Annotated in this window: 24 protein-coding genes; 13 read left to right on the top strand and 11 right to left on the bottom strand. The window is 59.7% G+C overall.

Annotation, left to right across the window (positions count from 1 at the left end; genetic code table 11):
• The first annotated feature begins 2 nt into the window (after window positions 1-2).
• Complete coding sequence (locus C476_RS15550; RefSeq protein ID WP_008014628.1) at window positions 3-269, top strand: hypothetical protein; 267 nt, start codon at window positions 3-5, stop codon at window positions 267-269.
• Window positions 270-374: 105 nt separating this feature from the next.
• Here C476_RS15550 and C476_RS15545 read toward each other — a convergent pair whose 3' ends face one another.
• The 5 genes from C476_RS15545 to C476_RS15525 all read right to left on the bottom strand — a co-directional run bounded on the left by C476_RS15545 (window position 375) and on the right by C476_RS15525 (window position 5,073).
• Window positions 375-1,622, bottom strand: coding sequence for an FAD/NAD(P)-binding protein (locus C476_RS15545; protein ID WP_008014626.1), 1,248 nt, complete (start codon window positions 1,620-1,622; stop codon window positions 375-377).
• Window positions 1,623-1,823: 201 nt separating this feature from the next.
• Entirely contained in the window at window positions 1,824-2,045 is a 222-nt protein-coding gene (locus C476_RS15540) for a DUF7511 domain-containing protein (RefSeq protein ID WP_008014624.1), read from the bottom strand.
• A complete protein-coding gene (locus C476_RS15535) occupies window positions 2,045-3,466 on the bottom strand; it encodes a metal ABC transporter substrate-binding protein (protein ID WP_049911958.1) in 1,422 nt (473 codons plus the stop codon). The genes C476_RS15540 and C476_RS15535 overlap by 1 nt, the downstream gene beginning before the upstream one ends.
• Before the next feature lie 369 nt (window positions 3,467-3,835).
• Window positions 3,836-4,123, bottom strand: coding sequence for a carboxymuconolactone decarboxylase family protein (locus C476_RS15530; RefSeq protein ID WP_008014620.1), 288 nt, complete (start codon window positions 4,121-4,123; stop codon window positions 3,836-3,838).
• A 404-nt stretch (window positions 4,124-4,527) separates the two neighbouring features.
• Entirely contained in the window at window positions 4,528-5,073 is a 546-nt protein-coding gene (locus C476_RS15525) for a nitrous oxide reductase accessory protein NosL (RefSeq protein WP_008014619.1), read from the bottom strand.
• 921 nt (window positions 5,074-5,994) lie between these two features.
• On the opposite strand from C476_RS15525, the gene C476_RS15520 reads away from it, so the two are divergent.
• A complete protein-coding gene (locus C476_RS15520; protein ID WP_008014618.1) occupies window positions 5,995-6,312 on the top strand; it encodes an RPA12/RPB9/RPC11 RNA polymerase family protein in 318 nt (105 codons plus the stop codon).
• A 675-nt stretch (window positions 6,313-6,987) separates the two neighbouring features.
• Here C476_RS15520 and C476_RS19460 read toward each other — a convergent pair.
• Window positions 6,988-7,362 (bottom strand): FG-GAP repeat protein, encoded by a 375-nt coding sequence (locus C476_RS19460; RefSeq protein WP_049911957.1) that lies wholly within the window; start codon window positions 7,360-7,362, stop codon window positions 6,988-6,990.
• A gap of 1,238 nt (window positions 7,363-8,600) precedes the next feature.
• Here C476_RS19460 and C476_RS15505 point away from each other — a divergent pair.
• Window positions 8,601-10,313, top strand: a complete 1,713-nt coding sequence (locus tag C476_RS15505; RefSeq protein WP_008014617.1) for a SulP family inorganic anion transporter — start codon at window positions 8,601-8,603, stop codon at window positions 10,311-10,313.
• 237 nt (window positions 10,314-10,550) lie between these two features.
• On the opposite strand, the gene C476_RS18750 is transcribed toward C476_RS15505, so the two are convergent.
• Entirely contained in the window at window positions 10,551-10,724 is a 174-nt protein-coding gene (locus tag C476_RS18750; protein WP_160162905.1) for a hypothetical protein, read from the bottom strand.
• Between the two features lie 467 nt (window positions 10,725-11,191).
• Here C476_RS18750 and C476_RS15495 point away from each other — a divergent pair, with 467 nt between their 5' ends.
• The 6 genes from C476_RS15495 to C476_RS15470 all read left to right on the top strand — a co-directional run bounded on the left by C476_RS15495 (window position 11,192) and on the right by C476_RS15470 (window position 17,536).
• On the top strand, window positions 11,192-11,464 hold the full coding sequence (locus C476_RS15495) for a helix-turn-helix transcriptional regulator (RefSeq protein ID WP_008014615.1): 273 nt from the start codon (window positions 11,192-11,194) through the stop codon (window positions 11,462-11,464).
• A 147-nt stretch (window positions 11,465-11,611) separates the two neighbouring features.
• Entirely contained in the window at window positions 11,612-12,463 is an 852-nt protein-coding gene (locus tag C476_RS15490) for a DUF6544 family protein (protein WP_008014614.1), read from the top strand.
• Between the two features lie 380 nt (window positions 12,464-12,843).
• A complete protein-coding gene (locus tag C476_RS15485) occupies window positions 12,844-14,454 on the top strand; it encodes a long-chain-fatty-acid--CoA ligase (RefSeq protein ID WP_008014613.1) in 1,611 nt (536 codons plus the stop codon).
• Between the two features lie 575 nt (window positions 14,455-15,029).
• Window positions 15,030-15,353, top strand: coding sequence for a hypothetical protein (locus tag C476_RS15480; RefSeq protein WP_008014611.1), 324 nt, complete (start codon window positions 15,030-15,032; stop codon window positions 15,351-15,353).
• Between the two features lie 94 nt (window positions 15,354-15,447).
• Complete coding sequence (locus tag C476_RS15475) at window positions 15,448-17,223, top strand: nitrite/sulfite reductase (RefSeq protein ID WP_008014610.1); 1,776 nt, start codon at window positions 15,448-15,450, stop codon at window positions 17,221-17,223.
• Window position 17,224: 1 nt separating this feature from the next.
• Window positions 17,225-17,536, top strand: a complete 312-nt coding sequence (locus C476_RS15470) for a DUF6360 family protein (protein WP_008014609.1) — start codon at window positions 17,225-17,227, stop codon at window positions 17,534-17,536.
• A 170-nt stretch (window positions 17,537-17,706) separates the two neighbouring features.
• On the opposite strand, the gene C476_RS15465 is transcribed toward C476_RS15470, so the two are convergent.
• From C476_RS15465 to C476_RS15450, 4 genes are read right to left on the bottom strand one after another with little or no spacing between them, the layout of a single operon-like run.
• Window positions 17,707-18,495 carry an ABC transporter permease gene (locus tag C476_RS15465; RefSeq protein WP_008014608.1) on the bottom strand — a complete coding sequence of 263 codons (789 nt, stop codon included), beginning with the start codon at window positions 18,493-18,495 and terminating at the stop codon, window positions 17,707-17,709.
• Window positions 18,492-19,355 carry an ABC transporter permease gene (locus tag C476_RS15460; protein WP_008014607.1) on the bottom strand — a complete coding sequence of 288 codons (864 nt, stop codon included), beginning with the start codon at window positions 19,353-19,355 and terminating at the stop codon, window positions 18,492-18,494. The genes C476_RS15465 and C476_RS15460 overlap by 4 nt, the downstream gene beginning before the upstream one ends.
• Complete coding sequence (locus tag C476_RS15455; RefSeq protein WP_008014606.1) at window positions 19,352-20,395, bottom strand: ABC transporter ATP-binding protein; 1,044 nt, start codon at window positions 20,393-20,395, stop codon at window positions 19,352-19,354. Before C476_RS15455 ends, C476_RS15460 begins: the two co-directional genes overlap by 4 nt.
• A gap of 6 nt (window positions 20,396-20,401) precedes the next feature.
• Window positions 20,402-21,478, bottom strand: a complete 1,077-nt coding sequence (locus C476_RS15450; protein WP_008014605.1) for an ABC transporter substrate-binding protein — start codon at window positions 21,476-21,478, stop codon at window positions 20,402-20,404.
• Between the two features lie 148 nt (window positions 21,479-21,626).
• Here C476_RS15450 and C476_RS15445 point away from each other — a divergent pair, with 148 nt between their 5' ends.
• Genes C476_RS15445 through C476_RS15430 form a run of 4 tightly spaced genes read left to right on the top strand, consistent with a single transcriptional unit; the run spans window position 21,627 to window position 26,194 of the window.
• Window positions 21,627-22,427: an enoyl-CoA hydratase/isomerase family protein gene (locus tag C476_RS15445; RefSeq protein WP_241430509.1), complete on the top strand. Its 801-nt coding sequence runs from the start codon at window positions 21,627-21,629 to the stop codon at window positions 22,425-22,427.
• A gap of 2 nt (window positions 22,428-22,429) precedes the next feature.
• Complete coding sequence (locus C476_RS15440) at window positions 22,430-24,622, top strand: acetate--CoA ligase family protein (RefSeq protein ID WP_008014602.1); 2,193 nt, start codon at window positions 22,430-22,432, stop codon at window positions 24,620-24,622.
• On the top strand, window positions 24,615-25,412 hold the full coding sequence (locus tag C476_RS15435; RefSeq protein ID WP_152418228.1) for an enoyl-CoA hydratase/isomerase family protein: 798 nt from the start codon (window positions 24,615-24,617) through the stop codon (window positions 25,410-25,412). The genes C476_RS15440 and C476_RS15435 overlap by 8 nt, the downstream gene beginning before the upstream one ends.
• Window positions 25,409-26,194, top strand: a complete 786-nt coding sequence (locus C476_RS15430; protein ID WP_008014600.1) for a carbon-nitrogen hydrolase family protein — start codon at window positions 25,409-25,411, stop codon at window positions 26,192-26,194. Before C476_RS15435 ends, C476_RS15430 begins: the two co-directional genes overlap by 4 nt.
• Window positions 26,195-26,241: the final 47 nt, after the last annotated feature.

Raw genomic sequence — 26,241 nt, 5'->3', positions numbered from 1 at the left:
CGATGCCGTCGCAGCGCTCGCTCTTTCAGACGGCTGTCGATGCAAACGTGCCGCGCCAGACGCGTGAGACTGCCATCAATGGGCTTGCCATGGCGGGTGCGACGACGCAACTTCGCGTCATCGTGGTCACGAGCGGTCTCGCCGGACCGTATCGTCGGCAGGCACTGTCTGCACTCGATCTGTGTGGAGCGACCGACGAACTCGAGCGACTCGCTGCCGACTCGAGCCTTCACCGATCGCTCCGAAAACAGGCCGAAGCGTCGGTGTAGTCCCACTTCTCGCGGTTCGCTTTTCGTCGCGTCACAACTGAAGATCGGATTTACGATATCGGCGCAGCCGAGAGAACACAGCGGGCGAGGATCACGGATATCCCCTCAAGTGGGGTGTGCAGGATCAACTGCGGTCCGGCGTTGTCTCCGTGAATCTGGACAACTCGCGAGGAGTCGCTCAGCAACTCGACGCGCACCGACGACGTTCCGAGCCAGTGGTCCGACCGTCGTCTCCGCGAGTTTCCCCGCGACAAATACCCTCGAGTCGGTGCCGTCAGTTCGTCGCCAGGCGAGTGTCCGATCGTTGAGGACGGGAAAGCCGTTTGCACCCCGCTCGAGTCCAAGCGTCTCGGCGATCTGGCTGACCAGCGGATGGTCGGGTGCCGGCTCGAGGCCCGTCGCAAGCAGGACCTGTGCGTTCGCTGTGGACCATCCATCAGCGAACCGGACGAGCAAGCCATCGCCGGTGGCGTGGGCGCATGCAATCTCGCCGATACGGATCGTGAGGTCACCCCGATCACGGGCATCGGTCAGTCGGTCCATAACGTAGGGTGGGATCGTCGCATCGTTCCTGGCGTTCCGAATTCGGTCGTGTCGCGCCTGAGACCCGGCTGGGAGCGTGTGGAGGTGGGTCTCGATATGTCCCCAGTTGATCCAGTATGGGTCGGCTTCCGCGAGTGCTGTCTTCAAGTCGTGTCGAGAAAGCAGTGTTACGTGCGTCTGCTCCGCGAAGCGGCATGCAAGCTGTGCGGCCGTGATGCCGCCACCGACGACGATCGTCGTGCCATCGAACCCTGTCGCCGCCATCGGATCGAATCCGTCGTCCCAGACGTGGGCGAGGGGCGCGGTGTCTGGCACCGTCGCAGTCCACACCGGGTACGTCGGCTGCGGACCGAGCCCGAGAGCGAGAACGACGCGACGAGTATCAAACGCCCCAGCATCCGTCTCGACTCGAAGGGAGTCTCTGGCGTCCGGATCCGTAATCGCGCTCACTGTTCCCCGGACGTGACAGTCCGCGAGACCGTGGCGGTCGATAACGTATCTGGCATGGTCGAGAAAGAGTTCGAGGGTGGGTCGGTTCGGGTAGTCGTTCGTTGCAACGAGTTCGTCCCCACGGTCGTGTCCCGTTGCGAACGTCTCGAGGGAGAACGGCTCGGTATCGATGTGGTGGACGAACGACGAACGGAGCGTCCGCATGCCACACTGTCGCGCTTTGGTGGCGAACGATGCGAGCAACTCCTCGTGGGGGTCGATGATCCGGAGGTCGTCGTGCGTGCAGCCGCCGCTATCGAGGAGGTGATTTGCAAGACAGGTTCCGTGAACGCCGCCGCCGATGATGACGTACTCGTACATTGGATTTCGGTCGGTGATTGTTGGGTGGCTGTGTGCTACTGCTGCTCGTCGCCGCCGTCAGCCTCGAGGACATCTCTGGAACGGCCGGTTCGACGTCGATCGAGACGTCCTCGAGAACCGGCCGCTCACCGTAGCGAAACGTCACCTCGTCGACGCTGACGATCGGGTCCGCTAGGTGCCGTTCGGTCGCTGTTTCGGCCGTCATCGCATGTCCTCGAGCTCGACGAACGAGTCGCCGTGGGCCGTTATCCACGCCGTCGTCCGATAGGGAGCGGCCACATCCGGAGGGAAGATGGTACAGGCTGCCTGCGCTCCTGATCCGACGACGACCGCTAGCAGTCCCGAACGCGATGGGCCGGTCGCCCCTGGTTCTGCCGATCCGGTCCACTCGGGGTCGGAATCGGTCGGCATTGAGTCGCTCATTACGCGTCGAGAGCCTCCGTCAGCGTCTCGAGATTGACGTTCTCCATAATCTCGACGTACCCCCAGCCGTCATCGGCCCACTCCTGGGTCTGTCCGGGGATCGGCGTCAGTGGAAGCACGTCCGTTGCATCCGTTGCTTCGACGAGTCGCTCCGCTGCCGTCTGTGATTCGAGCGGATCAGCACAGACGTACTCGAGGTCGTGATCGGCGATGATCTCCTGGGCTCGCTCGATGTCCTGTAGCGTGGGCTGGTCGTCCGGCGAGAGACTGGTGAGCGTTTGCACAGTGAACTCGTAGCGTTGTCCGAGATACTGGAAGGCGTTGTGCCCGGCGACGAACACGACGTCTTTGGACGCGTTCTGGAGTTCGGACTGGAACGTGTCGTCGAGTTCGTCCAGCCTGGTGCTGTACGCGTCGGCGTTTTCGGTATATACCTCGGTATTGTTGCCGTCGACATCGGCGAAGCTGTCGCGGATAGTCTCGACTGCCTGTTTGGCGCGCATTGGATCGAGCCAGAAGTGCGGATCGCGACCGCTGGCGTGGTCGTGATCGTGACCGTCATCGTCATCCGCGTGTGCTTCCTCGTCGTCACCGGCGTGGTCGTCCTCGGCTCCATGCTCGTGATCGTGCTCGCTGTCGTCACGAGAGACACCTTCCGCTAGCACCGTTACAGACGACCCGGTGTCACCGGTAAGCTCGAGCGTGACAGTCCCCGTTTCGGTGTGAACCACGTAGTATTCCTCCATACCCTCGCAACTCTCGACGCTGTGGGCTTCGTGAACGACGGTGCCCGAAGTCGGGCGGACCACATCGTGAGTGTCCGTAAAGAACGCGTACTCACCGCTCTCGTCGGCTTCGAAAGCAACGTAGCCGGTCGCTTCGGGAAGCTCGACGGCGTACGGCTGGTGGGTTTGTGAGAACGTCGCTGCGTTCGCTGCAGACGGGGCTGCGGTGAGTGGGTCCGTATCGTCGTCTTCCATGTGGCCACACGCGTGAGACACCGCGTGACTGTCGAGGGGGTCGTCACTGTGTGCTTCGTCGTGACCGCCCTCGCGGAGGGGTATCCCCTCGCCAACAGCCACGGTTTGCACGTCGGCGTCGTCTCGAACGCTCTGGACGAGGTCGTCAGCCCAGGGCTGGAACCCTTCCATCCCGTGGATGAACAGATCAGACTCGAGAACCGTTCCTTGGACCTTCGGGCCTGGTTCCCATCCGTGTCCATGCTGTCCGATCGGGACGAGCGTCTCTGCGGTAGCAGTGTCGCCTGCGACCTTGCTCGCAAAATCCCCAAACACGAAAAAGGATGACTGTGCCACTGTCCCGTCGCTGCCCGAAGAATCCGAGAGACATCCTGCGATCGTCCCGAGCGTGGCTGCTCCAAGGCTCGTTGCAATAACTTGTCGGCGGGTATGTTGCAGCATCTGTTACTAACTCGCCCACTCTAGATAATAATAGCTGTGATTTGGGTAGCTAATATTAATAATAGCAGCTGCCATTTTCCAAAATGGTATCAACATCGGTGTAAGAATTCACTCTCCCCCACCAGTCAACCGCCTCGGGGTCACGCCCTGTGGCATCTGCCTCATAATTCCGTGAAACCCGGTGCAAGCGAGCGCGTGTGCGCCAGTTTATTTGTACAAATTATTATGCGCATCGACAACGCGATGACCACCGTTCGCTGGACGTACAACGGCAAAGAGTGACCGCAGGAGACTCTCGAGGAGGTTACTCGCTTTGCTTCCGTTCCGCTTCAAGCGCCTGCAGCGTTTCGTAAGCGTCGACCGCGTACGTCAGCGCCGGGCCGCCCCCCCCATGACGACGGCGATTTTCAGTGCATCGACGATTTCGTCATGGGTTGCCCCAGCCTCGAGTGCGGCGTCTGTATGCCAGAGACTGCAGTGGTCACAGCGGGTGACGACGCCGATCGCGAGCGACAGCAGCTCCTTGGTCTTGTGATCGAGAATGGTGGTAGCTTCTGCCGACTCGATAAAGCCCGAAAACTGTTTCAGTTCCGGAGCTTCCTCTACGAGGTCGCCGAGCGTCCCCTTGAACTCGTCTAGCTCCTGTGTGCGTGACATCAAGTAGCTACTCACCGAGGAGAATTAAAACGTGATGGGGCCTCGAGTCATCGTTCTCCGCGATAGCAAATAGGCAAATCATCTCTCAATATTATATATAATCTTAAACTAATCAGGATCCAATATAATGTGGCTCTTCAGAGAGACTCCATCGAGCGATTCAGTCGCTGGCAACGCGCTTTCTGACAGTTCATTCAGTGTCAAGAGAAACTCACGGTTGATACGGAGACGATTTACCGAACTTTACACCTTGCTTTCATTCTCTACTATAATGATCCCGGTTCGATTCTGGACTGTCTAACTATAGTAACAACTGAAACTGTTTACACACTTATCGCACAGTCTCGTGCGATCAGATGTGTATTGATTTTCAGTGGCTACTATAGCCCAAAGCGTATCCTCCGTTAGGAAGACTCGTTGCTATCGAGTAACTGTCCCCGGTACCGCTCGGCGATGTCTAGATCGAACTCGTCGATCGAGATGACGCTATCGTCGTCGAGATCGTCGTACTGCTCGACGTATGCCGCTGCGTCCGATTCGTCCATGAACGGCAGCGGGTTCAGTCGCATTGGGTCTTCAACGCGGTCTGGATCCATCTCGAGCACGAAACTCGCCTGGAGCGCATCGATCAGGTCACGGGTCTCGAAATCGTGCACCCACGCCCCCACGATCGGTTCGTCGGGACCGTCGAACTGCTCAGGTACGACGTAATACGTGGTCAAACAGCCAGGCGTGCAGAAGTATACCCGCATGCTGTTCTCGTGGACGAGCTGCGCGTTCCAGTCGGGAAATTCCGCAGGGACCATGTTACAGACTGCACAGTTCGTATCCGATGGAACGGCAGTCGGTTCGACCGTATCGTTCGATGCGTCAGAATCGTCTTTTGCAGCGACAGAAGCCGATGCCGTAGCCGCAGTCGTTCCGAGTGCTGCGGCTGTGCCGAGGGCCATGAGTTTACGCCTGTGAATGCCGTGAGCGGATCGCGGATTCGCTGTGCATCGTGGGTCATCATCAGCCATACCCTCCCACACACCGTCGCTGGTAGTAAAGCCGACACCTGCAATGATATCGAATCGTGATATAAACAGTCGTTAGTAGCATGGTTCTTTATCCAGAAATATGCCTGATACGGACTGCTGTAAGTCAGCTCCGGTGCAACCGTACCCCGCACTGCGGTTGCACCGGGAAATCGTTGCAGCAGACCGTATGAAACCGAATCGGGCAATTCGGTAACTACAACTGCATATTGACCGAAAGATCTCTCCTCGATTAGGTCTGCGAGTGAGTCCGCTTCGAAACAATAAAATATACCAGCCCAGAGGGCGCTGCAAGTAGGCCAATAGTAAACCAAACACCCTCATCGGACAAAATTGAGAATAGCGGACGAGATGGCTGCATTATTGCTATCCCCACGATACTGCCACTAACAAACATCAGTAGAAAAAACGCTGTGCCAAGAACAGGCCGTTTCCGTAGATACTCGTTCACTCTATTGGTCATGTTTATAGTCATATGTGTGTTGTTTGCGTAGTAAAACGTTATGCCGTACTGAGCGCTAACTCTTCGCGCTGTACTGAACGATACGTGCTTCACTGTGTTGACCGTGACCGGGCAAGATGTATCAACTACAGAGGATTTCAATAGAGCCACGCTTCCTATTACCTCTTCGATAACTCAGTACAGTCAATATGAACAGTTGCCTGATACTACTGGACAGAAGTCAATACGAAGCCGGTCGCATGTATGCGGCCGTCACCTAGGGGACGGCCGCAAATTCGCGACCGGCTTCACGTCGTTCTATCCGGCAGTATGAAATCCACGACGGATCGGAAGTTAACACATATATCCGACAACCGTGTATCCTACTTTATATGCAATTCTGTGACGAGTGTGGTTCGATGATGCATACGGAGGGCGACACGTGGGTGTGTCGCTCCTGTGAGAACGAGGAGCCGCGCGACTCGCAAGCAGAAGCGGCGATGGCGACCCAAGATGGACAGCGGGACGACGGGGCACCCGCCGTGGCCGACGCGACCCAGAACTCCACCGAGACGATGCAGGAGCCCTGTCCGGCGGACGACTGCGACAGCGACCGGGCCTACTCCGAGTTGATGCCGAAGCCGGGCGGCTCCTACGAGGTTCGGCTGTTCACCTGCGTCGAGTGCGGCCACAAGTGGCGCGAGTCCTGACGGCGCATCTCGCGAACCCCGCCGCTTAAATATGTACAGACCGCCACATCAGACTCTCAACTCCCGGGGTTACTCGATCTCAAGTGGAGCCACACATCGACTCCAAACCAACCCCCACAACGTTCTTGATACTACCGGACAACAGTCAGTGACTACTCGATCGCGTCTCGACGGCTGTCACCGTCGGCGACACGTCTTAGGGATCGAGGGATGAACCGTTTTGTCCGGCAGTATGAGGCTATCAACAACCTCTGTCACAAGAGCCTTTGTTGGGATGTTCATTCCCCCGATTATCGGTACGGTAATCGTTGGAACACTCTCTCCAGAAACGGAACCGAAGACGGGGCAGTGTTCGGACTCCTCGGTAACCCAAAACACTCAATTCACAGGCCCAGTGAGCAGCTGGTTTAACGTCTCTGGCACGAAAGAAAAGAAGCCGCCGTGCTGCATGGTGCCTCTGAGTCGGTCACGCTATTCCTGACAGGAGTCGAGTAGTTTGAATTCTCCCTGCTGAACCCACAGCGCGAATGTGGTATGAGGTAACGGTCGATGATAAGAAGCGAAGGTCGGTCAGTACAGAGCGTACATTTATCACTCCACTCGAGCTGCTTTCCGTTTAGAATATGTCGGGAGAGCCACTGATACAACGGGTTCACGTTCTGAGATCGACCGGAGTCACTGTTCGTAAATGTAGATGAACCTCTCCCCGGAATGCCTGCCTGCGACGATTGTTGTTCCGTTTGTGGTCGCTATCACGTCGCCGAACTGCTCGGACGTATCGGGTGCTGTGAAATATATACCTCGCGGGTCGTTTGTACTGGACGGCTGATCCAGTTTGTATACCGCACCGACCGAGTCGCCGAACTGGACGTGCGGTGTGCCGACTAGCAACGTATTGCCGTCCATCGCAACTGTGTCACCGAAGTACTGAGACGAATCACCACTGGTCGCGGTGTACATCTGCTCGCGAGACCAGTGATCGTCTGAGAGGCTGAACACGTACGCTGTATCGTTGATGTAATCGCCGATCAATGCCTTCCTACCGGCCACCGAAACCGACCAGCCGAAGTGATCGCTCCCCGTCGCTCCGGAGAGGGTCGTCTGATGGTTCCACCTGTCTCTTATACACATCTCNAGAGATGTGTATAAGAGACAGCTCGCCATCAGCCGCAACTGATCTGACGATCCGTCCGTCATTCCGATTGTCAGCAGACAGCGTCTGTCGCTGTCCCCATTCTCCGTTTTCGCGCTCAAAGACATCTACGAGCTCGTCGCTGTCTGCCGTCCGCAGGACGGCCGTATCACCGTCCACGGCCATCGATTCGACGTAGACGCGCTCAGTTAGTTCCGTCGCCAGTTCCCAGCCGTCACCGTTCGATCGCTCAAACACCGACACGGGGATTCGCGACGTCCCCGAGTAGTTGTACTCGTTGCCGATCAGCAGCGTCGACCCGCTGGCTGCGATCTGTCCGCCGAAATAGTCGCGTTTATGTTTCCGACCAGTCAGTGTCGCTGTCTGCTCCCATCCATTCCCCAATTGTTCAAACACGGCCACGATTCCGGCTTTTTTGACGCCATCGGGAGTAGCTTGGGGCACGCCGACGAACACAGTATCGCCCGTCGTAGCGACTACCCGCCCGAAAGATTCCGATCGATTGGAGCCGCCGAATGTGGCTATCGGAGAGCGGGATTTGGCGACGGCGGTAAACGGGTTTGGCGAGACAGTCTTCCAACTTTCATCTTCGGATTTGGGACCGCTTGCGTTCTCCGAGAACATTTGCAGGCAGCCACCCATACCGGCGAGCGTTCCACCTGCAAGGGATCCCAGGACTGCCCGCCTCGTTGGTCGGTTCATACTAGAACGGAAGATGCAAATTGATAAAAAAGTTGTTAGTGGCTAAACAAATACTGGTGTTTCTATCGGCCTCACGTTATGTTACCGTAGATTAGTGTTGTACGACCTATTCTGATCGAAGTTCCACCTCCCCTTCTTTCGAAGCACGGTGAATACGCATATCTACTAAATATCTAATTCAACGCACCTAGTGTAAAATGTATAGGGTATCGTGCTGAACTCACCCTCTACATCTTGCATGCAATCTCTATCAGGGATTGGTCAGATCACAATCTGTCGCGTTACATCCTTCGCCTGTACTTGCCATTCGTTTCACGATCTACGCTAGATAAAGGAATGGCATTACCAACTACTGTAAACGCTGATCCACCCACTTGTATCGTGCGGCGTCTGCCGGTGAAGATTGAATAGGGGCCGACCTGAATTCATCACGATGACCGGTCCGTTCGGCGACCGTCTCGAGTCGGCACTCGACTCGATGGTTCCCATCGTCGAGTGGGTACCGAACTATAATCCCTCGTGGCTTCGACGTGACGTACTCGCTGGGATCACGGTCACGGCGTCGGTGATCCCTGAAGGGCTAGCGTATGCGTCGCTGGCGAATATGCCGCCGGTGACGGGGCTGTATGCCGGGTTGCTGGCAACGGCTGCGTACGTGTTCTTCGGCACCTCGAGACAAGTGATATTCGGACCCACGTCAGCACTGGCGATCCTGCTGGCGGCAAGTGTCGGGTCGGTCGCGACCGGTGGGACGGCCGCCTACGCCGCGCTCGTTTTCTGGACAACGGTCCTCGTCGGCGTCTTTGCCGTCGTTGCCTGGCTCTTCCAGCTCGGATTCCTCGTTCATTTCATTTCCGATGCCGTCCTTACTGGCTTCTCTACGGGGGCAGCATTGTACATCATGTCGACCCAGCTCGGGCCGCTGTTTGGCATCGACGGTGCAAGCGGTGTCTTCTTCGAGCGACTCGCCTACGTCGGAGCACATTTGGGTGCGACGAACCCTCCGACGCTGTTTCTCGGTGTCGTCGCTATTGCCATCCTCGCACTTGGCGAGTGGCGATTTCCACGCCTTCCAACGGCTCTGATCGTCGTCCTGGCGTCGATTCTTCTCCTCACGGTCACCGATTTCCAACAGCAGGGGATCGCCATCGTAGGACAGATTCCGAGTGGTCTCCCGTCACTGACGATCCCCGCAGTGCCATCCCTATCGACAATCCGGTCACTCATCCCGATCGCCGGGGCCTTGTTCTTGCTCTCGTATGTTCAGGGAATCGGTGCGATCGAGACGTTTGCTCGAGAGAACGACTACGATATCGACGCGAATCAGGAACTCCTCTCGACCGGCGTCGCTAACCTCGCTGCCGGCCTCGGTGGGGGGTTCGCCGTGGGCGGAAGCATGTCCCGCTCGGCGCTGAACGACGCGGTCGGTGGGAAAACACAGGTCACCAGTGCGATCGTTGCGGGCGCGCTCGTGGTCGTCTTGGTGTTTCTCACGGGGATTTTCACGAACCTCCCCGAAGCGGTTCTCGCGGCCGTCGTCATCGTTGCCGTCACGAGCCTCATCGACCTCTCGGGACTGCGTCGTCTCTACACTGTCAGTACGTCCGAGTTCGCTATCGCCGTCGCAGTGTTGGTCGCTGTGCTCGCCTTCGGGATGCTCTGGGGTGTGCTCATCGGCGTTGTCCTTTCCATGCTGAACGTCATCGCACACGTTACCGTTCCAGTCACTTCCGTTCTCGGACGCATCCCAGGGACGGGTTACTTCGTCGAACAGGATCGGCACCCCGAAGCCAAGCCGGTACAGGACGTGTTCGTGTATCGAGTCGAAGCACCACTATTCTACGCAAACGCACCCACAGTCCGTGACGACCTCCTGACTCGGGTTGACGCCGAAGAAACAGCGCCCTCGCTTGTCGTGTTCGATCTCATCTCGTCGCCATCGATCGATGTCACCGCAGCAGAGATGCTCAAGGACCTCCACAACGACTTACAGAAGCGAGAGATCGACCTCCGTGTCGCAGGTGCTGACCCGCAAGTCGCTCGAGTGCTCCGAGCGACTGGACTCGAACAGACGATCGGACAACTCGGTGATGAAGAACCCGTTGTCGAGGTCATCCAGCGATGGAAACAGGATACAACAGACTGACAGTCTCTCGCACCTGAAGACGTCCCCAGAACGCTTGAGATGGTCTGCTGTCCCGATATCTCGGGACACCCATCGGGTCGCGAATGCGCCGAGTCACCGTACCAGCAGATCTACGAGCGAAGCGGAGCTTCGCGCCGACTGCTCGAGGAGATGACGATTTCTCGCCGTCCGCGACACCACTGGGTTCGTTTGCACACGAGAGATGCAATCTCTCGAATACCATGACCTCGAGGCAGGTTACTGAGCGGTGCCACCAAACCGTTCGGGGATCACTGTCCGCTCGACGAGAAACGTGACTGCAAGACCGATAACGCTGCCAAGTATGCCGACGTCGATGAAAAAGAGGAGTCCCTCAACAACGAATCCAAGTCCAATGGCAAGTGGGACACAGAGGAGCACGATACCAGTCACAACGTAACTGAGACGTTCGCGCTGTTCTTTGGAAACACGATCACGAATAAGCCACGTGATCGGACCAAAAATGAGAGCGGTCACGACAGCGAATACTGCGATCCACCCCCACGGACTGGTCTCGTAGCTACTCACACGTGTCCCCGTAACGAGTGCGATGAGAACCAGTAAGCCAATTCGTGCAAGTTGGCGTGATCGGTATGATCCTAGCATAGACCTGTCGTCGTGTTGTCGTACATCGCTCGCTAACTTCAGTATATTTGAACACTTGGAGAAAGTCACCGAATGTCGAGCAAAATGTGACGGCGGATAAAATACGAGGAGACTATTCCTCAGTGATCGATTTCGGCACCTGTCGAGTGTACCGCTCGATTTCAGCATGACGAATAAAGGGATGGCCAGTTACGCTACCTTACAGCGGTGTACGTGTTGGATAACAAATATTGACTCAGCTGAACGCCTGTGACATGGATGACCTCACAGGATTTCAACGAGACCTGCTGTACGTGATCGCTGGGTTTGATCGACCGTCTGGACAGGAGATCAAAGAAGAGGTTGAGGAATACTACAGGAGCGAGATCAATCATGGACGGCTGTACCCGAATCTCGACACCCTCGTCAACAAAGGCCTCGTCGAGAAAGGACAGCTCGACAGGCGAACGAACTACTATGCGATTACAGCGGACGGCGAGCAAGCGATCGTGGACCGACACGAATGGAAATCACAGTATATCGGCTAACGGCGAGACCCGCCGTGTTCACTGCTGTCTCGAGCAACGATAGTGCCATCGACCGCAACTTACAGTTGCGTCGAAGGAGTCCCCTCGCAGCGAACCAGCAACAAGCAAGCTGACTATGGTTTCGGGCGCTGACGTGACCGTGTAGCTATGTTCTCCGATCGCATTCGAGAACGCGTTGGTGGTATCGGTATCGCGCTTCTCGTCATCGTTCTCGCCAGCATCGGCTGGCGTCGGCGTGAGACGGCCCGGCGCGTGGCCGAGCTTCGGCAGACTGCGACCACTGGACGTGAGCGTGTGGTCACCGAAGATGATCTTGAAGGACTACCCACCCCCGTCCGCACATATTTCGACACCGTTCTGCAGGAGGGACACCCATACATCGACTCGGTCCGTCTCGAGCAGACTGGCAGGCTACGTCCCGGCGGCGCAACAGCAGCGTGGAAACCGTTTGCAGCGACACAGTACGTCACGGTCGAGCCGCCAGGGTTCATCTGGGATACGTCGGTCCGTCTCGCGCCGCTCGTCTCGGTCCGCGTCCGTGACCAATTCCACGACTGGCAGGGCACGGCAAGCGTCTCGCTGTTCGGGGTCATCCCACTCGAGAGGGGCGACTCGAGTCCGGAACTGGAAGAAGCGGCACTGATGCGGTACCTCGCCGAGGCGGTGTGGTATCCGACTGCGCTCCTTCCCACAGCGGGGGTCGAGTGGGAGTCGATCGATGAGCGGACGGCGAAAGCAACCATCGAAAACGGGGCCGTGTCTGCTTCGCTCACGTTTTCGTTTACCGAAGACGATGTGGTAGCTCGCGTCCACGCTGACCGGTATCGGCGCGTCGACGATGGATACGAGTCGACACCCTGGTCTGGCTATTGGCGGAACTACGAGACACGGAACGGTATCCGCGTGCCGACGGAGGGAGAGGTCGTCTGGCACCTCCCGGGCGGCGACATGCACGCGTGGCAGGGACGGATTACGTCGTTGCAGTACAACGAGTTGTGACAGCCGTTTCGATCGCTCATCGCGTCTGTTGGCCCACTCACTGCGAAGTAGCGATAGATTCAACAGGCCGTTTGGTATATACTATCATGGCTGCCAGGGCAGCCAACGAGGACAGTCGTTTGCCGTAACTCGAGGGTGAGGACGGTGTCTCTCCCAACACTACTCGCCCTCTCCTGTGACTCCCGGCTTCTGTTCTCCATCCGACTCCGTATCCCAACCACTAACAGACGCGTTGCTGTGACGTATCCGAGAACGTCCCGGTCCGATACTCACGCACGTTCATCTGACAGATTTGGTCTATCACGAATTATTATACCTAATTTGTTGCGAAATTCGGGGAATTGAGTTAGTTTTAAACCACCGCCAGCACTCGATTGAATATGGATCGACCACTACTCGTCCCGCAGTTTTTAGACCGTGCCCGAACGTATTTTGGCGAGGAAGAGGCCATCGTCGCTGCGAACGGCGATCGATTCACCTACGACGAGTTCGGCGAGCGAGCCGATCGACTCTCGGCGGCGCTGCAGGACCGCGGTGTCGAAAAAGGTGACCGCGTCGCCGTGCTCGCGCCCAACACCCACTACCACCTCGAGTCTGTCTACGGGATCACGCAGATCGGGGCCGTTCACACGCCGCTGAACTACCGGCTCGTCCCGTCGGATTTCGAGTACATGCTCAACGACTGCGACGTGACTGCGATCATCGCAGACCACGAGTACGCTGACCAGGTCGAGGCCGTCCGTGACGAGGTTCCGGTCGAGACGTTCATTGCGTCCAACGCCGACGAGGTCGACGGTGACTGGGAGGACTTCGACGAGGTGCTCGCAGACACCGAGCCGACGTACGACCGGCCCGAAATGGACGAAGAGGACATCATCACGATCAACTACACCTCGGGGACGACGGGTGACCCGAAAGGCGTGATGCGAAACCACCGCGGCGAGACCATCCACGCCTACTGTTCGTCGGTCCACCGCGACATCAGCGACGACGATGTCTATCTGTGGACGCTGCCGATGTTCCACGTCAACGGCTGGGGTCACGTCTTCTCGATCACCGGCATCGGCGGCACGCACGTTTGTACGCGCGGCGTCGACGCAGGCGACGTGTTCGAGACGATTCAGGAGGAAGACGTCTCGTACTTCTGTGCCGCCCCGACCGTGCTCAACATGCTCCTCGATTACTACGACGAAAACGAGCCGGTGACGACCGGCGACAACGACGTTCGCGTCGCGACCGCCGGCAGCGCCCCGCCGGAAGCGACGATCCGAACCGTCGAAGACGAGTTCGGCTGGGAACTGGCACACGTCTACGGTGCGACCGAGACCGGCCCGCTCATCGCCACCTCCGAGGTCAATCGCTTCCTCGAGGACGATCAGGCCCGCTACGACATCAAGAAGCGACAGGGAATCCCGATGCTCGGCACGGAGATCCGCGTCGTCGACGACGACGGCAACGAGGTCCCGTGGGACGATGCGACGATCGGCGAGATCGTCGTCCGTGGCAACCAGATCATGGAAGGCTACTGGGAGAACCCCGAGGAGACCGAGCGGGCGTTCAACGACCGCCTCGAGGGCTGGTTCCACATGGGCGATCTCGCCACCGTCGACGAGAACGGCATGATCGCGATCCAGGACCGCAAGAAGGACATCATCATCTCCGGCGGCGAGAACATCTCGAGTATCGAACTCGAGGACACGCTCTACGAACACCCCGAGGTCGCCGAGGTTGCCGTGATTCCGTCGCCCAGCGACCAGTGGGGCGAGACGCCGAAGGCGTTTATCGTGCCTGCCAACGGTGATCCAACGGATCCCGGTGTGACCGCCGAGGAGATCATCGACTTCACTCGTGAGAACCTCGCGAGCTACAAGGTCGTCCGCCGGGTCGAGTTCGTCAAGCAATTGCCGACGACGGCGACCGGAAAGGTCGAAAAGTACGAACTGCGCGAGCAGGAGTGGGACGAAGAGGACTCGCTGGTCGGCCAGGGATAACAGGAGCCGACAGGACACGTTCACACGGGACGTCCCCATCTCGACCGTTGTCACCGAATCGAGATCGCCGACATCGTCCCGTGGACGTATCGCCGATTCTGATCGTCGTCAGCAGGTGAATTCACAACTTTTTTGGCTGAAATACCAGAACGACAAAGATATAATCGTGCTCTCGTGATGAGGTGTATGGTTCAGTACGCAGCCTCGCGGTGTTCCACCTGTGGTGGGAAACAAAAACTACGGGCGGACAACTCTACCTGGTGCCCGAACTGCGCTCAGTTTCTCCCCTCTGCGTCGAAGTCGTAAGCCCTCGAGTCGAACAGTCCTCGAAGCGAGCGCGATTTCTGTACGTCTCCGTGAAACATCGAAGATGCTCGTTTCTATCCCCAGCACAACCTGTTGCTCAGAACGAGTCGCGTGCTCGCTTATACCGGCTATTCTCTCCGATATCTGGGTTCGGCCGAAACGGTTCGAACCCGCTGCCGTTATGCTGTTTTCGGCGAATACGGCGTCTGCACGTCGGTAAGGTTTGCACGGGGCGATAGACGAAGGGAGACAGTGGGCCAACGTCCCGTATGTCGATCGCCCTGCGGACGCTCGACGACGGCGCATGGATCAGCGTCAACGACAGTCGCCAAGTGAGCGTCAGCGACGTCTGGACCCTTACGACTGGTACGTTCTGTGACTGTAGCCCGGCGTACGTCCTGCTCGAGGCGTTCGTCGATGTCGATGTCGACGGCTCGATCGTCGTCGCCCACGCAGTCGGGCAGTGTCTCGAGTGTGGCACGCGTGATTCGATCGAGCGCCTTCCCGTCGGCCGCATCGTGAACGATGACTTCTATCCATACGACCCCGAGGACGTCCAGTGGCTCGTCGAACCCGACGGCGAACGTCCGTAAGTCGCTAGTGGCAAAGACGACCGGAACCGCCGAGACGCGGGGAGAACTGACGACAGACGACGTGTCTTATGTGTACCCTCCATATGCGGTCGTAATGCCTACCGACGTCGAGCACTGGAAGGACGAACTCTATGGAACCGAAATACGCGCCGAAATCGAGCGCTTCGCCGGGGAGGGCTGGGAGTCGATTCCCGACGACGAGCGAGACGCCTGGTTCGAGCGCTTCAAATGGTTCGGCCTATATCACCAGCGGGCTGGGCAGGAATCGTACTTTATGCTGCGGATCGGCCCGCCGAGTGGCGTCCTCGAGCCGGGCCAGTTCCGGCGTCTCGTCGAACTCGCCGACGAATTCTCCCGCGGCCCCGCCGAAAACCCCGAGTTCGGCAACGGCTGGCTCGACGTGACTACCCGGCAGGCGATCCAACTGCACTGGATCCGACTCGAGGACGTTCCCGAACTCTTCGACCGGCTCGAAGAGGTCGGTCTCTCGACGGTGCAGGCGTGTGGCGACTCCTGGCGAAACATCGTCGGCTGCCCGGTCGCCGGCAAGGACAAACACGAGCACGTCGATGCGGGTGCCCTTGCCACTGAACTCAACGAGACGTTCAAACAGAACGAGGCACACTCGAACCTCCCGCGGAAGTGGAAGGTCTCAGTGACGGGCTGTGACGAAGGCTGTGGCCAGGGCGATATCAACGACCTCTCGTTCGAACCCGCCGAGAAGGAACTCGACGGGGAGATGGTCACCGGCTACAACGTTCGCGTCGGCGGTGGCCTCTCGCGCAACGAGCCGCGATTCGCCCGAGATATCGACGTCTTCGCCACGCCGGAGCAGGCCGTCGACGTCGCGGGTGGCCTCTCGGCGCTCTTTCGTGACCACGGCGACCGCGAGAACCGCTACAACGCGCGCATGAAGTTCCTCGTCGACGAGTGGGGGCCGGAGAAAATCCGCGAGACGCTTCAGGCGGAGTACGTCGACTTCGACCTCGAGACCGCCGGCGATGACCTCCGCGAGTCATACTCGTACAACGCGGGCGACGCCGACGGCAAACACGACCACGTCGGCGTCCACGAGCAAGTCGACGGGAATTTCTATGTCGGATTGAACGTTCTCGTCGGCCGGATCGGCGTCGACGACGCCTACGAGATCGCCGACGCGGCTGAAGAATACGCGTCCGGCGAGGTGCGGCTGACACAGCGCCAGAACATCATCCTCACCGACGTTCCCGACGAGAATCTCGACGCGCTGCTCGAGGAGACGGTCTTCGAGGAATACAGCCCCGATCCCCATCCGTTCCAGCGCGGGTCGATCGCCTGTACGGGGACCGAGTTCTGTTCGCTTTCGATCGTCGAGACGAAGAACCGACAGGTGCGTTACGCCCGCTGGCTCAAGGAGAACGTCGATCTGCCGGACGGCGTGGAGGACTTCCACATTCACCTGTCTGGCTGTACGGCCTCGTGTGCCCAACCTCAGATCGCTGACGTCTCCCTGCGAGGGATGAAAACGCGCAAGAACGGCGACCCGGTCGAAGCCCTCGATATCGGGCTCGGCGGCGGACTCGGTGAGAACCCACAGTTTGCGTCATGGGTCGCCGAACGCGTCCCGGCGGACGAAGTTCCCGGTGCGATCGCGAACTTACTCGAGAACTTCGCGGCTGCCCGCGACGGCACGGAGAGCTTCCGGGAGTTCGTCCTCGAGCGAGACGACGAGGAACTGGCCGATCTCATCGAGCCAGAAGAGACGGATTACGATGATCCGTACCTGCACAATACGAAGCGCACTTGGTATCCCTACGCCGAGGACGACGACCTCGAGGCAAGCCCTGCTCCGGCACGAGCCGATGGGACACCGATCCCATCGGACGACTAACATGGCTGACCGGCTAATGAAAGTCAACGCGTACACGACTCTCGATCTCGTCGACGCCGTCGTGACGGGCCACGACTTCGAGACGGAATCGCTCGCCGTCGTGAACGCAACGGCGAATCGAGACGACCCCGACTGCGTTCGGTTGCAGTTCGAACTGGACAACATGACCGAAGCCCACCTGCCCGCACACATGGAGGCCCTCGAGTTGACACCCGAGCAAGCTCGGACGCTTGCGGCAGACCTCGAGAAACACGCCGCGCGCGTCGAGGAGGCACACGACACGCAGTCGGCTGCGGATCGTTCCGACGCCTAATTACCATCCATACGGACTCCTGTCAGTCAGTTCCGGCGGGACCGTACCCCGCACTGCGAGCCCACCGGGACAGCGGGACAGCAGCCCGTCTCAGAAAACGTAACACCTTACGTATCAATTCGCATTTGAACACTGCCGGGGGAACCAACGACCATCGAGGAGAATACGAATTACGTCGATGAGAGCTTTCGACTGGAGAGTGCGAGGACGAGCATGACGACGATGAGCACGACCGAGAGTGCGTTGATCGTCGGGGTCAGTCCCGTCCGGAGCATCGTGTAGATGACGACCGGAACGGTGCTGGTGCCCGGCGAGATGAGAAACTGCGTTGCCGTGAACTCGCCGAACGAGACGACGAACGCGATGAACGCGCCGGCGAGGATGGCTGGCGAGATAATGGGACCAGTCACGTGCCGGAACGTGGTGGCGGGATCCGCACCGAGAACGCGCGACGCGCGCTCGAGGTCCCTGTCGTAGGTAAGCAATTCCGAACGCACCAGCAAGAAGACGTACGGAAGCGACAGCACCGTGTGGCCGAGGATGAGCGCCGGAAAGCCCGACGGAAGCTGGATGGTGCTGAAATAGCGGACGAGCGCGATTCCCGTGATGACAGGTGAAATAATCATCGGGAGGAGCATGACCGTCGAGATCTGTTCTTTGTAGGGGAACTCCCCGCGGACGAAGCCGATAGCGGCGATTGTCCCGATGATGGCAGACAGGATCGCCGATACCGTCGAGACGATCAGACTCACTGTGAGCGCGTTGAGCAGTCGCTGGTCAGCCAGCAGTTCCTGATACCACTTGAGCGAGACCCCCTCCTGTGGAATCGCCGGGAAGTTCTGTTGCGTGAACGACGTCAGAACCACGATCAGGACCGGCAACAGGAGGAAGGCGAACACGAGCGTGATGAGCGCCCGGAACGTAACTCCCTCGAGTTTCGTTGTCGTACGTGTACTCATATGTTCCCAAGCACCTCCTGAAGATCGAACAGCGTGTTGAACACTAACAGGAGTCCGACAAGCAGGACTGTGTACACGATCGCCAGTGCGGAGGCGAACTGGATGTTGAAGTTGTCCAAGAACGCCTGTGCGATGACGTTCGCGATCATGGTCTGGTTTGGGCCGCCAAGCACAGCCGGACCGAGGAACGAGCCGGCTGCGAGGATGAACACGATGAGCCCGGCAGCGACCAGTCCCGGCAGACTCAGCGGGAAGATGACCTTAGTTATCGTCCGCCATTTCCCGGCACCGAGCACACGCGAAGCGTTGACTAGTTCCTCATCGATGGCGTTCAACGAGTTGTAGATCGGCAACACGGCGAACGGCAGGTAGACGTTCGCGAGGCCGATGATGACTGCCGGGGTGGTAAACAGCAGATCCGTCTCGAACCCGGTCAGGTCGGCCAGCGGACCGGCCGGTGACAGGAACAGCAGGATGCCGAAGTACCGGACGATGTACGCGATCCACAGCGGAACGATGATGAGAATCATCGCTGTTCGGACGCGCTCGGTGCTAAACGCGAGGAAGTACGACAGCATGTACGCCAACGCGAGCGTGACGACGGTCGTGACGAACCCGTAAAGGAACGACCGGACGAACGCGTCCACGTAAATACCGTTTGCCACACGCCGGTAGGATTCGAACGGCGTCGTCGACCCGAGGTTCAGACTCTCCGGGATCAACAACAGGATCGGCAGGACGAAAAACAGGCCGACGAATCCGAGCCCGAACAGTGCCAGATGTCGATTGGCGATCCGCCCCTCGAGCCCTTCGCCGATAATGTGCGTCACTCTCCCCAGACCGCCCCGTTGGACGCTCATAGGACGATCACCCGCTCGGCTGGGAACCTGAGGAAGATATCGTCGTCGACATCGATATCCGGAAACCGCGTGGTGTGTGCAAGCGCCGTCGAGCCATCTTCGAGAGTGGCCGAGAGTTCCGCGCGGTTCCCGAGGTTCGCGATATCGGTTATGATCCCGCGGAACTCGTTTTCGGCCCCCATCGGCTCCGGGCTGACCTCGATGTCTTCCGGCCGGACGTACAGTGAGACGGACTGGTCGTCGTCGATGCTCGAGTCGGGGAGCGTGATCCGCTTTTCGTCGTTGTAGACGACGGCCTGCCCGTTCTCGTGGGTGACGGTGCCGGTGAACTGCGTGGACTTGCCGACGAACTCCGCGACGAACGGATTGGCTGGTGACTCGTAGATTCGCTCAGGGCTGTCGATCTGCTGGGCTTGGCCGTCGTTGAGGACGACGACCGTATCCGACATCGACAGCGCGTCCTCCTGATCGTGGGTGACGTACAGCGTCGTGACGTTGACTTCGCGTTGGATGCGATTGAGCCAGCCGCGCATCTCTTCACGGAGGACCCGATCGAGGCCCGTGAGAGGTTCGTCGAGCAGGAGGATGTCGGGCTCGTAGGCGAGCGAGCGAGCCAGCGAGACACGCTGTTGTTGGCCACCGGAGAGTTCGCCCGGTTTGTGATCGCCGTGGTCGGGCATATCGACGAGCTCGAGTGACTCCTCGACGCGGTCTTCGACGTCGGCCGCGGAGTAGCCATGCATCTTCAGCCCGTAGGCGATGTTTTCCCGGACGGTCATGTGAGGAAACAGTGCCGTCGACTGAAACGCCATCCCGATGTTGCGCTTCTCGGGTGGGAGGTCCGTCACGTCCGTCCCGCGAAGGCGGATGCGCCCATCGGTCGGTTCGACGAGACCGGCGATCGCGTGGAGCGTCGTCGACTTCCCACAGCCGGAGGGGCCGAGCAACGTGACGAACTCCCCTTCCTCGATCCGGAAGGAGAGGTCCTCGACGGCGCAGAGTTCCCCGTAGTACTTCGTGAAGGAATCTACTTCGAGCATTGGCTGTTAGTTCTGTTTGATGCTGTCGAGTCGCTGGGTCCACTCGTCCTCTTTCGGCAGCACCGCGTCCCAGTTGCGGAAGGCCAGATCCTCCGCGGGCGCGTAGTCGGGGAGTTCCTGCATCGAACTCGGCGGATTCTTGACCTGAACGGTGTAATTCATTCCCTCGGAGAGAGACAGGAGGTTCTCCCGCTGGTAGGTATGATTGAGCAACTCGTGGGCTGCCTCTTTGTTTTCCGATCCTTTGACGAGCGCGAGGTTGTCGGACCACCCCATCGCGCCCTCCTCTGGGATGACGTACTCAATGTTGTCGTAGCCCTCGTTCTGTAGGGCGAGCACGCGGCCACCCCAGGCCTCACAGATCCAGGCGTTCTCTTGGCGGAGGTAGCGAATCGACGTCGCGCCATCGCCCCAGTAGGCGAAGACGTTTCCATTCTCCTCACGCGCCTGCTCGAACATCGTGTCCGTTTTCTCTTCGTCATCCGGGACCTCATTGATGTCGAGCCCCGCTGCGGCTGCAGCGTTCGACAACCGGTCGATCGTCCGGTCGATGAGTGATACTTTTCCTTCGTATGCGGGGTCAAGAAGTGCCTCCCACGACGTGAGTTCGCCATCAATCTTGTCCGTATTGTATGCAAAGCCCGTCGCGCCGTTCTCGCGGATGAGGCCCATGGTGTCCTCGCCGTTCATGTTGAACGACAGCGTCCGCGCCGACTCCTTGATGTTCTCCTCGTAGTTTGGAACCTGCGAGAGATCGATCGGCTCGAGGATGTCTTCCTGCTGGGCGCGTGCCATCCCGGTGTCGTTGAGCGCGACGACGTCGAACGAGCCAGGGTTTTGCTTGATCAGCGAAATCATCTCCGTCGTTCCACCAGCCGACGTCCCCTCGACGGTCATCTCTGAATCCCAACTGTCGAACACGGACATCTGGGTCTCCTGTGTGTTCCCACCGAAACCGAGGAACCGGAGTTTGCTGCCCGAACTGCCACTGAGCACCGATGCACAGCCCGCTAGTGCCATCAGTGTCCCGACACCTGCTGTTGCCAGTACGTCCCGTCGATCCGCCATGCCTTTGTGTGTCATTGCCGTGAGTTTCTATTACATAATAGTATAATAGCCTTTCCCAGAAAGGCACCACTATTTTGTGAGATTTCTGAATTTGATCTCTATAATTAGGAGTGAGCAAAGGTTTATGTGTATAACTGATATGTGTCTACGTAGTCGCTTGACCATGACTACCACAGACACAGTGGCGGAGGAACCAACGCGGTATGAACGTGATGAGGACGTCGCACGCGTCCGGCTGAATCGACCCGATAGTCTCAACGCAGTGACGCCTGCGTTATACGAGGGAATCCGCGACGGCCTCAAGCGAGCAGCCGACGACGATGTGCGCGTCGTCGTCCTCGAAGGTGAAGGGCGGGCCTTCTGTGTGGGTGCTGATATGGAGAATCACGACGAGGTCGAGCGCACCCAGAAGGAGCGCCGTGAATACGTCTGGCAGGCCCAAGAGGCCGCCAAAGCAGTCCAGACGCATCCGCAACCGGTGATCGCGAAGGTTCAGGGATACGCCATCGGTGCGGGCGCTGAACTCGCACTGAGTGCTGATTTCGTGCTCATGGGCGAGGACGCGGAGATCCGATTCCCGGAAGTATCGATCGGAACGTACATCGGCGGCGGTGTCACGTACACGCTGGCCGCCCGCGTCGGGCAGGCCCGTGCGAAAGAACTCATCCTCTCGGTGGCGTCGCTGACCGGCGCGGAAGCAGCCGACGAAGGCGTCGTGACGAGTGCACACCCCGAAGGGGAGCTCGAGGCCGCTGTCGACGAGTTGGCAGAGGAGCTTGCAGGGAACGCTCCCATTCCGATGACGTTCGCCAAAGAACAGTTCGGGCGTGTCGGCCAGGCAACGCGCGACGACATGCTGACGGCCGAGGCGGAAGCGCTGCTGGCCTGTATGGCGACCGACGACTGGCAAGAAGGAATCGACGCGTTCGCCGAGGACCGCGAACCGTCGTTCGAGGGGGTCTAACCGTGGCGGACCGCTCGACCGACATCGACCGTATCATGGACCCCGACTCGGTCGCAATCGTCGGCGCCTCCACCGACGAAACGAAACGGGGCTATCAAGCCATTGAAACCCTCCAGGAAGGCGGCTACGAGGGCGATATCTACCCGGTCAATCCCTCCGCTGACGAGATCCGTGGCCTCGAGGTCTACTCGACCGTCTCCGCGATTCCCGGCCGCGTCGACCTCGCGCTCATCGTTACCCCGGCACCGATCGTTCCCCAGATCCTCGAGGACTGTGCGGACACCGACCTCGCGGGCGCGGTGGTCATCGCCGTCGGGTTCGGTGAAGCCGGCGAAGACGGCCAGGAGCTCGAAGACGAGATCGTCTCGCTCGCGCGCGAGCACGGGATCAGACTGATCGGTCCGAACACCTCCGGGCTGATCAACGTCCACCGGAGCTTGAACCTCGTCGGCGCGGACACGGTCCCCGAGGGCAATCTCGCGCTGCTCTGTCAGAGCGGGAATATGGCTATCTCGCTGTTCACCGAGGCCGCCACTCGAGCGGGTGTCGGCTTCAGCCACTACGTCGGCGTCGGGAACGAGGCCGATCTCCAGTTCCACGAGTACCTCTCCTTCTTCGACGACGACCCCGAAACCGACGCGATCGTCTGCTACGTCGAGGGCATGAGCGATGGCCGGGCCTTCCTCGAGCAGGCCCGCGACGTAACCACGGACACGCCGATCGTCGTCCTGAAAAGCGGGCGGTCGGACGTCGGCAAGCGCTCGGCCTCGTCCCACACCGGGTCGTTGGCCGGCGACGCCGCGGTGACCGATGCCGTCCTCGAACAGGCGGGCGTCGTCAGCGTCGAGCGCTCGGACGAACTCCTGTCGGTGGCGAATGCGCTGTCGTCGCTACCCAGCGCCGACGGCGAGAACGTCGCGATCCTCGCGGACGGTGGCGGCCACGCGACGCTCGCGGCGGACGCTCTCGCCGAACGCGGACTGGCTATCCCGCAACTCACCGACGAGACACAGGACAACCTCCAAGACGTCCTCCCTGACGCAGCCAGCGTCGTCAATCCAGTAGACGTTGCGGGCGGCACAGACGAGGATCAGTCCGTGTTCGTCGACTGCGCGGAAGCAATGCTCGCCGACCCGAACGTGGACGCGCTCATGCTCTCTGGCCTCTTCGGGGGCTACGGCATCCGCTTTGCCGAACAGTACACCGACGTCGAGATCGAGGTGGCAGACGATCTGGCCGACCTCGCGGCCGAACACGAGAAACCGCTCGTCGTCCAAAGCGCCTACGAAGGATTCGACACGGATCCACACGCAGTCCTACGCGAGAACGGGATTCCGGTCGTCGAATCGCTCGACGTCGCGACCGCGAGTCTCGAGGCCCTGGCGACGTACGGCGAGCGCGTCGCAGCCGCCACCGAGAGCAGCGACTTCCAGGTTATCGGGACGACTGACACGGCCGAGACGATCAGCGACGCGCTCGCCAGCGGTCGGACGCAACTCTCGGAGTTCGAGTCCAAGCAAGCGCTGTCGGAGGCTGATCTCCCGATCACGCCGTTTGAACTCGCGACGAGCCCGGATGATGCACGAGACGCCGCAGCGTCAGTCGACGGGCCGGTTGCCATGAAGATCGTCTCGCCCGACATCGTCCACAAGTCGGACGCGGGCGGCGTCGCACTCGAGGTGTCAACTGAGGCGGCCAGCGACACCTACGACGACCTGCTTGCAGCGGCTCACGACTACGATCCCGACTCACAGATAGACGGTGTGCTCATCTCGCCGATGGCCGACGCCGGCGTCGAACTCATCGTCGGCGTCGTCGACGACGAGCAGTTCGGCCCCGTGATCATGTGTGGTCTCGGCGGCGTCTTCGTCGAGGTACTGGAAGACGTCGCGTTCCGGGCACTGCCGCTTACCGAAGCCGACGCTCGAGGGCTGCTCGAGGACATCGATGCCCAGGAGTTGTTCGACGGCGCACGCGGGAACCCACCCGTAGATCGCGACGCAGTCGTGGACCTGCTGGTCTCGGTTTCCGAATTCGTCGAAGCCAATCCGTCGGTGTCCGAACTGGACCTGAATCCCGTCTTCGCCACCGAAGACGGCGTCGAGGTCGTCGATGCCGCGATCACGCTCGAGTCGGATGGCACTGCCCGAGTCGACGGCGAAGCACCCATTTCGCGAGGAACGACCGATGATTGAGATCGACGCACCATTGCACGTCGAACAGACCAACGACCACGTCGCTCGCGTCACCTACGACCGGCCCGACGCGATGAACGCGTACAACGAACTCCTCCTTCGAGGTGCGGTTGAGGCGTTCGAGCGCTTCGACGACCGAGACGAGATTCGCGCGATCGTTCTTACCGGCGCTGGCGACGCGTTCTGTGCTGGGGTAGATCTGAACGACATGCCCCTGACCACGGAGATGGACTTCGCAGAGTACGAGACGGGACTGGGGCTGTTCCAGAACGTCGTCCGAACGATCCGCGGAATCGACACGCCAGTCATCGCGGCGGTCAACGGCTACGCGCTCGGTGCCGGTTGTGATACGGCACTCGCCTGTGACTTCCGTATCGTCAGCGACGAGGGCGTCATCGGCGAGACGTTCATCGATGTCGGGTTCGTCCCCGGCGACGGCGGTGCGTTCCTCTTGCCGCGACTAATCGGCGAGGCACGCGCGAAGGAACTCATCTTTACCGGCCGGAAACTTGCCGGCGAGGAGATCGTCGAGTGGGACCTCGCGCGCGAACAGGTCCCCGCGGACGAGCTACTCGATGCGGCCGCAGCATTTGCAGATCAACTTGCCGGCCGTCCACCGATCGCACTTGCCCAGAGCAAGCGGCTCGTCAACGAGAGCTTCGATGTGGACCTCGAACGCGCACTCGAGGATGCCACTCGCGCACAGTGGATCTGTTCACAGACGGCTGACCACGAGGAGGCGGTTGCTGCCTTCCAGGAGGACCGGGAACCGGAGTTCGAGGGACGATGAAACGATTTACAGCCAGTGTGGTCCAGTTCGACAGCACGCTCGGTCCGGCAGATGACGGAACGCTCGACCAGATGGCAGATGCGATCGCCGCCGATGCGGAGCTGGTCGTGTTCCCGGAACTCGCGACGACTGGGTATCACGTTTTCGAGGACCTTCCCGATGTCGCGGAACCCATTCCGGGTCCGACGATCGAGGTTCTGAGTGGGGCTGCTGCCGACGCCGAGACCGCGGTGCTGTTCGGGATGCCGGTCCAGGACGGCGACGATGTCTATAACTGTGCGGTCTGGCTCGACGCCGACGGCACTGTGCGTGCGCGCTACGACAAGCGCCACCTCTGGAACGATGAGGCCACACACTACACGGCCGGTGATGCGTACACCGTCGTCGACGCACCGTTCGGCCGGGTCGGCATCCAGATCTGTTACGATCTGAACTTCCCCGCTGCGAGTTTGGCGCTCGCGCGTGCCGAGTGTGACGTCGTGATCAACATTGCCGCTTGGTCGGTCCAGATGGAACGCGACTGGCACACGTTGTTGCCCGCACGCGCAGTCGAACAGGGTGCGTACGTGATTGGCTGCAACCGCGCCGGCACGGAGGCCGGGAACACGTTCTGTGGTCACAGCACGGTGATCGAACCCGATGGGACGACGGTCGTCGAGCTTGGAACCGGCCCCGGTCAGGTCGCTGTCACGCTCGATCCCGGCGTCGTCGCGGCCGAGCACGAACGGAACCCGATGCGCGCAGACCGTCCGGTGATCGACGCTGATGCGGTCCGACAGTGACCGCATACGCGATCCGATTGGGAGCCGTCCAACCAAATTCCGCGACT

This window comes from Natrinema limicola JCM 13563 (assembly GCF_000337475.1).
GTDB classification, from domain to species: Archaea; Halobacteriota; Halobacteria; order Halobacteriales; family Natrialbaceae; genus Natrinema; species Natrinema limicola.
Note: the sequence above shows the minus strand (reverse complement) of the source record. Positions and strands in the feature narration are given on the sequence as shown.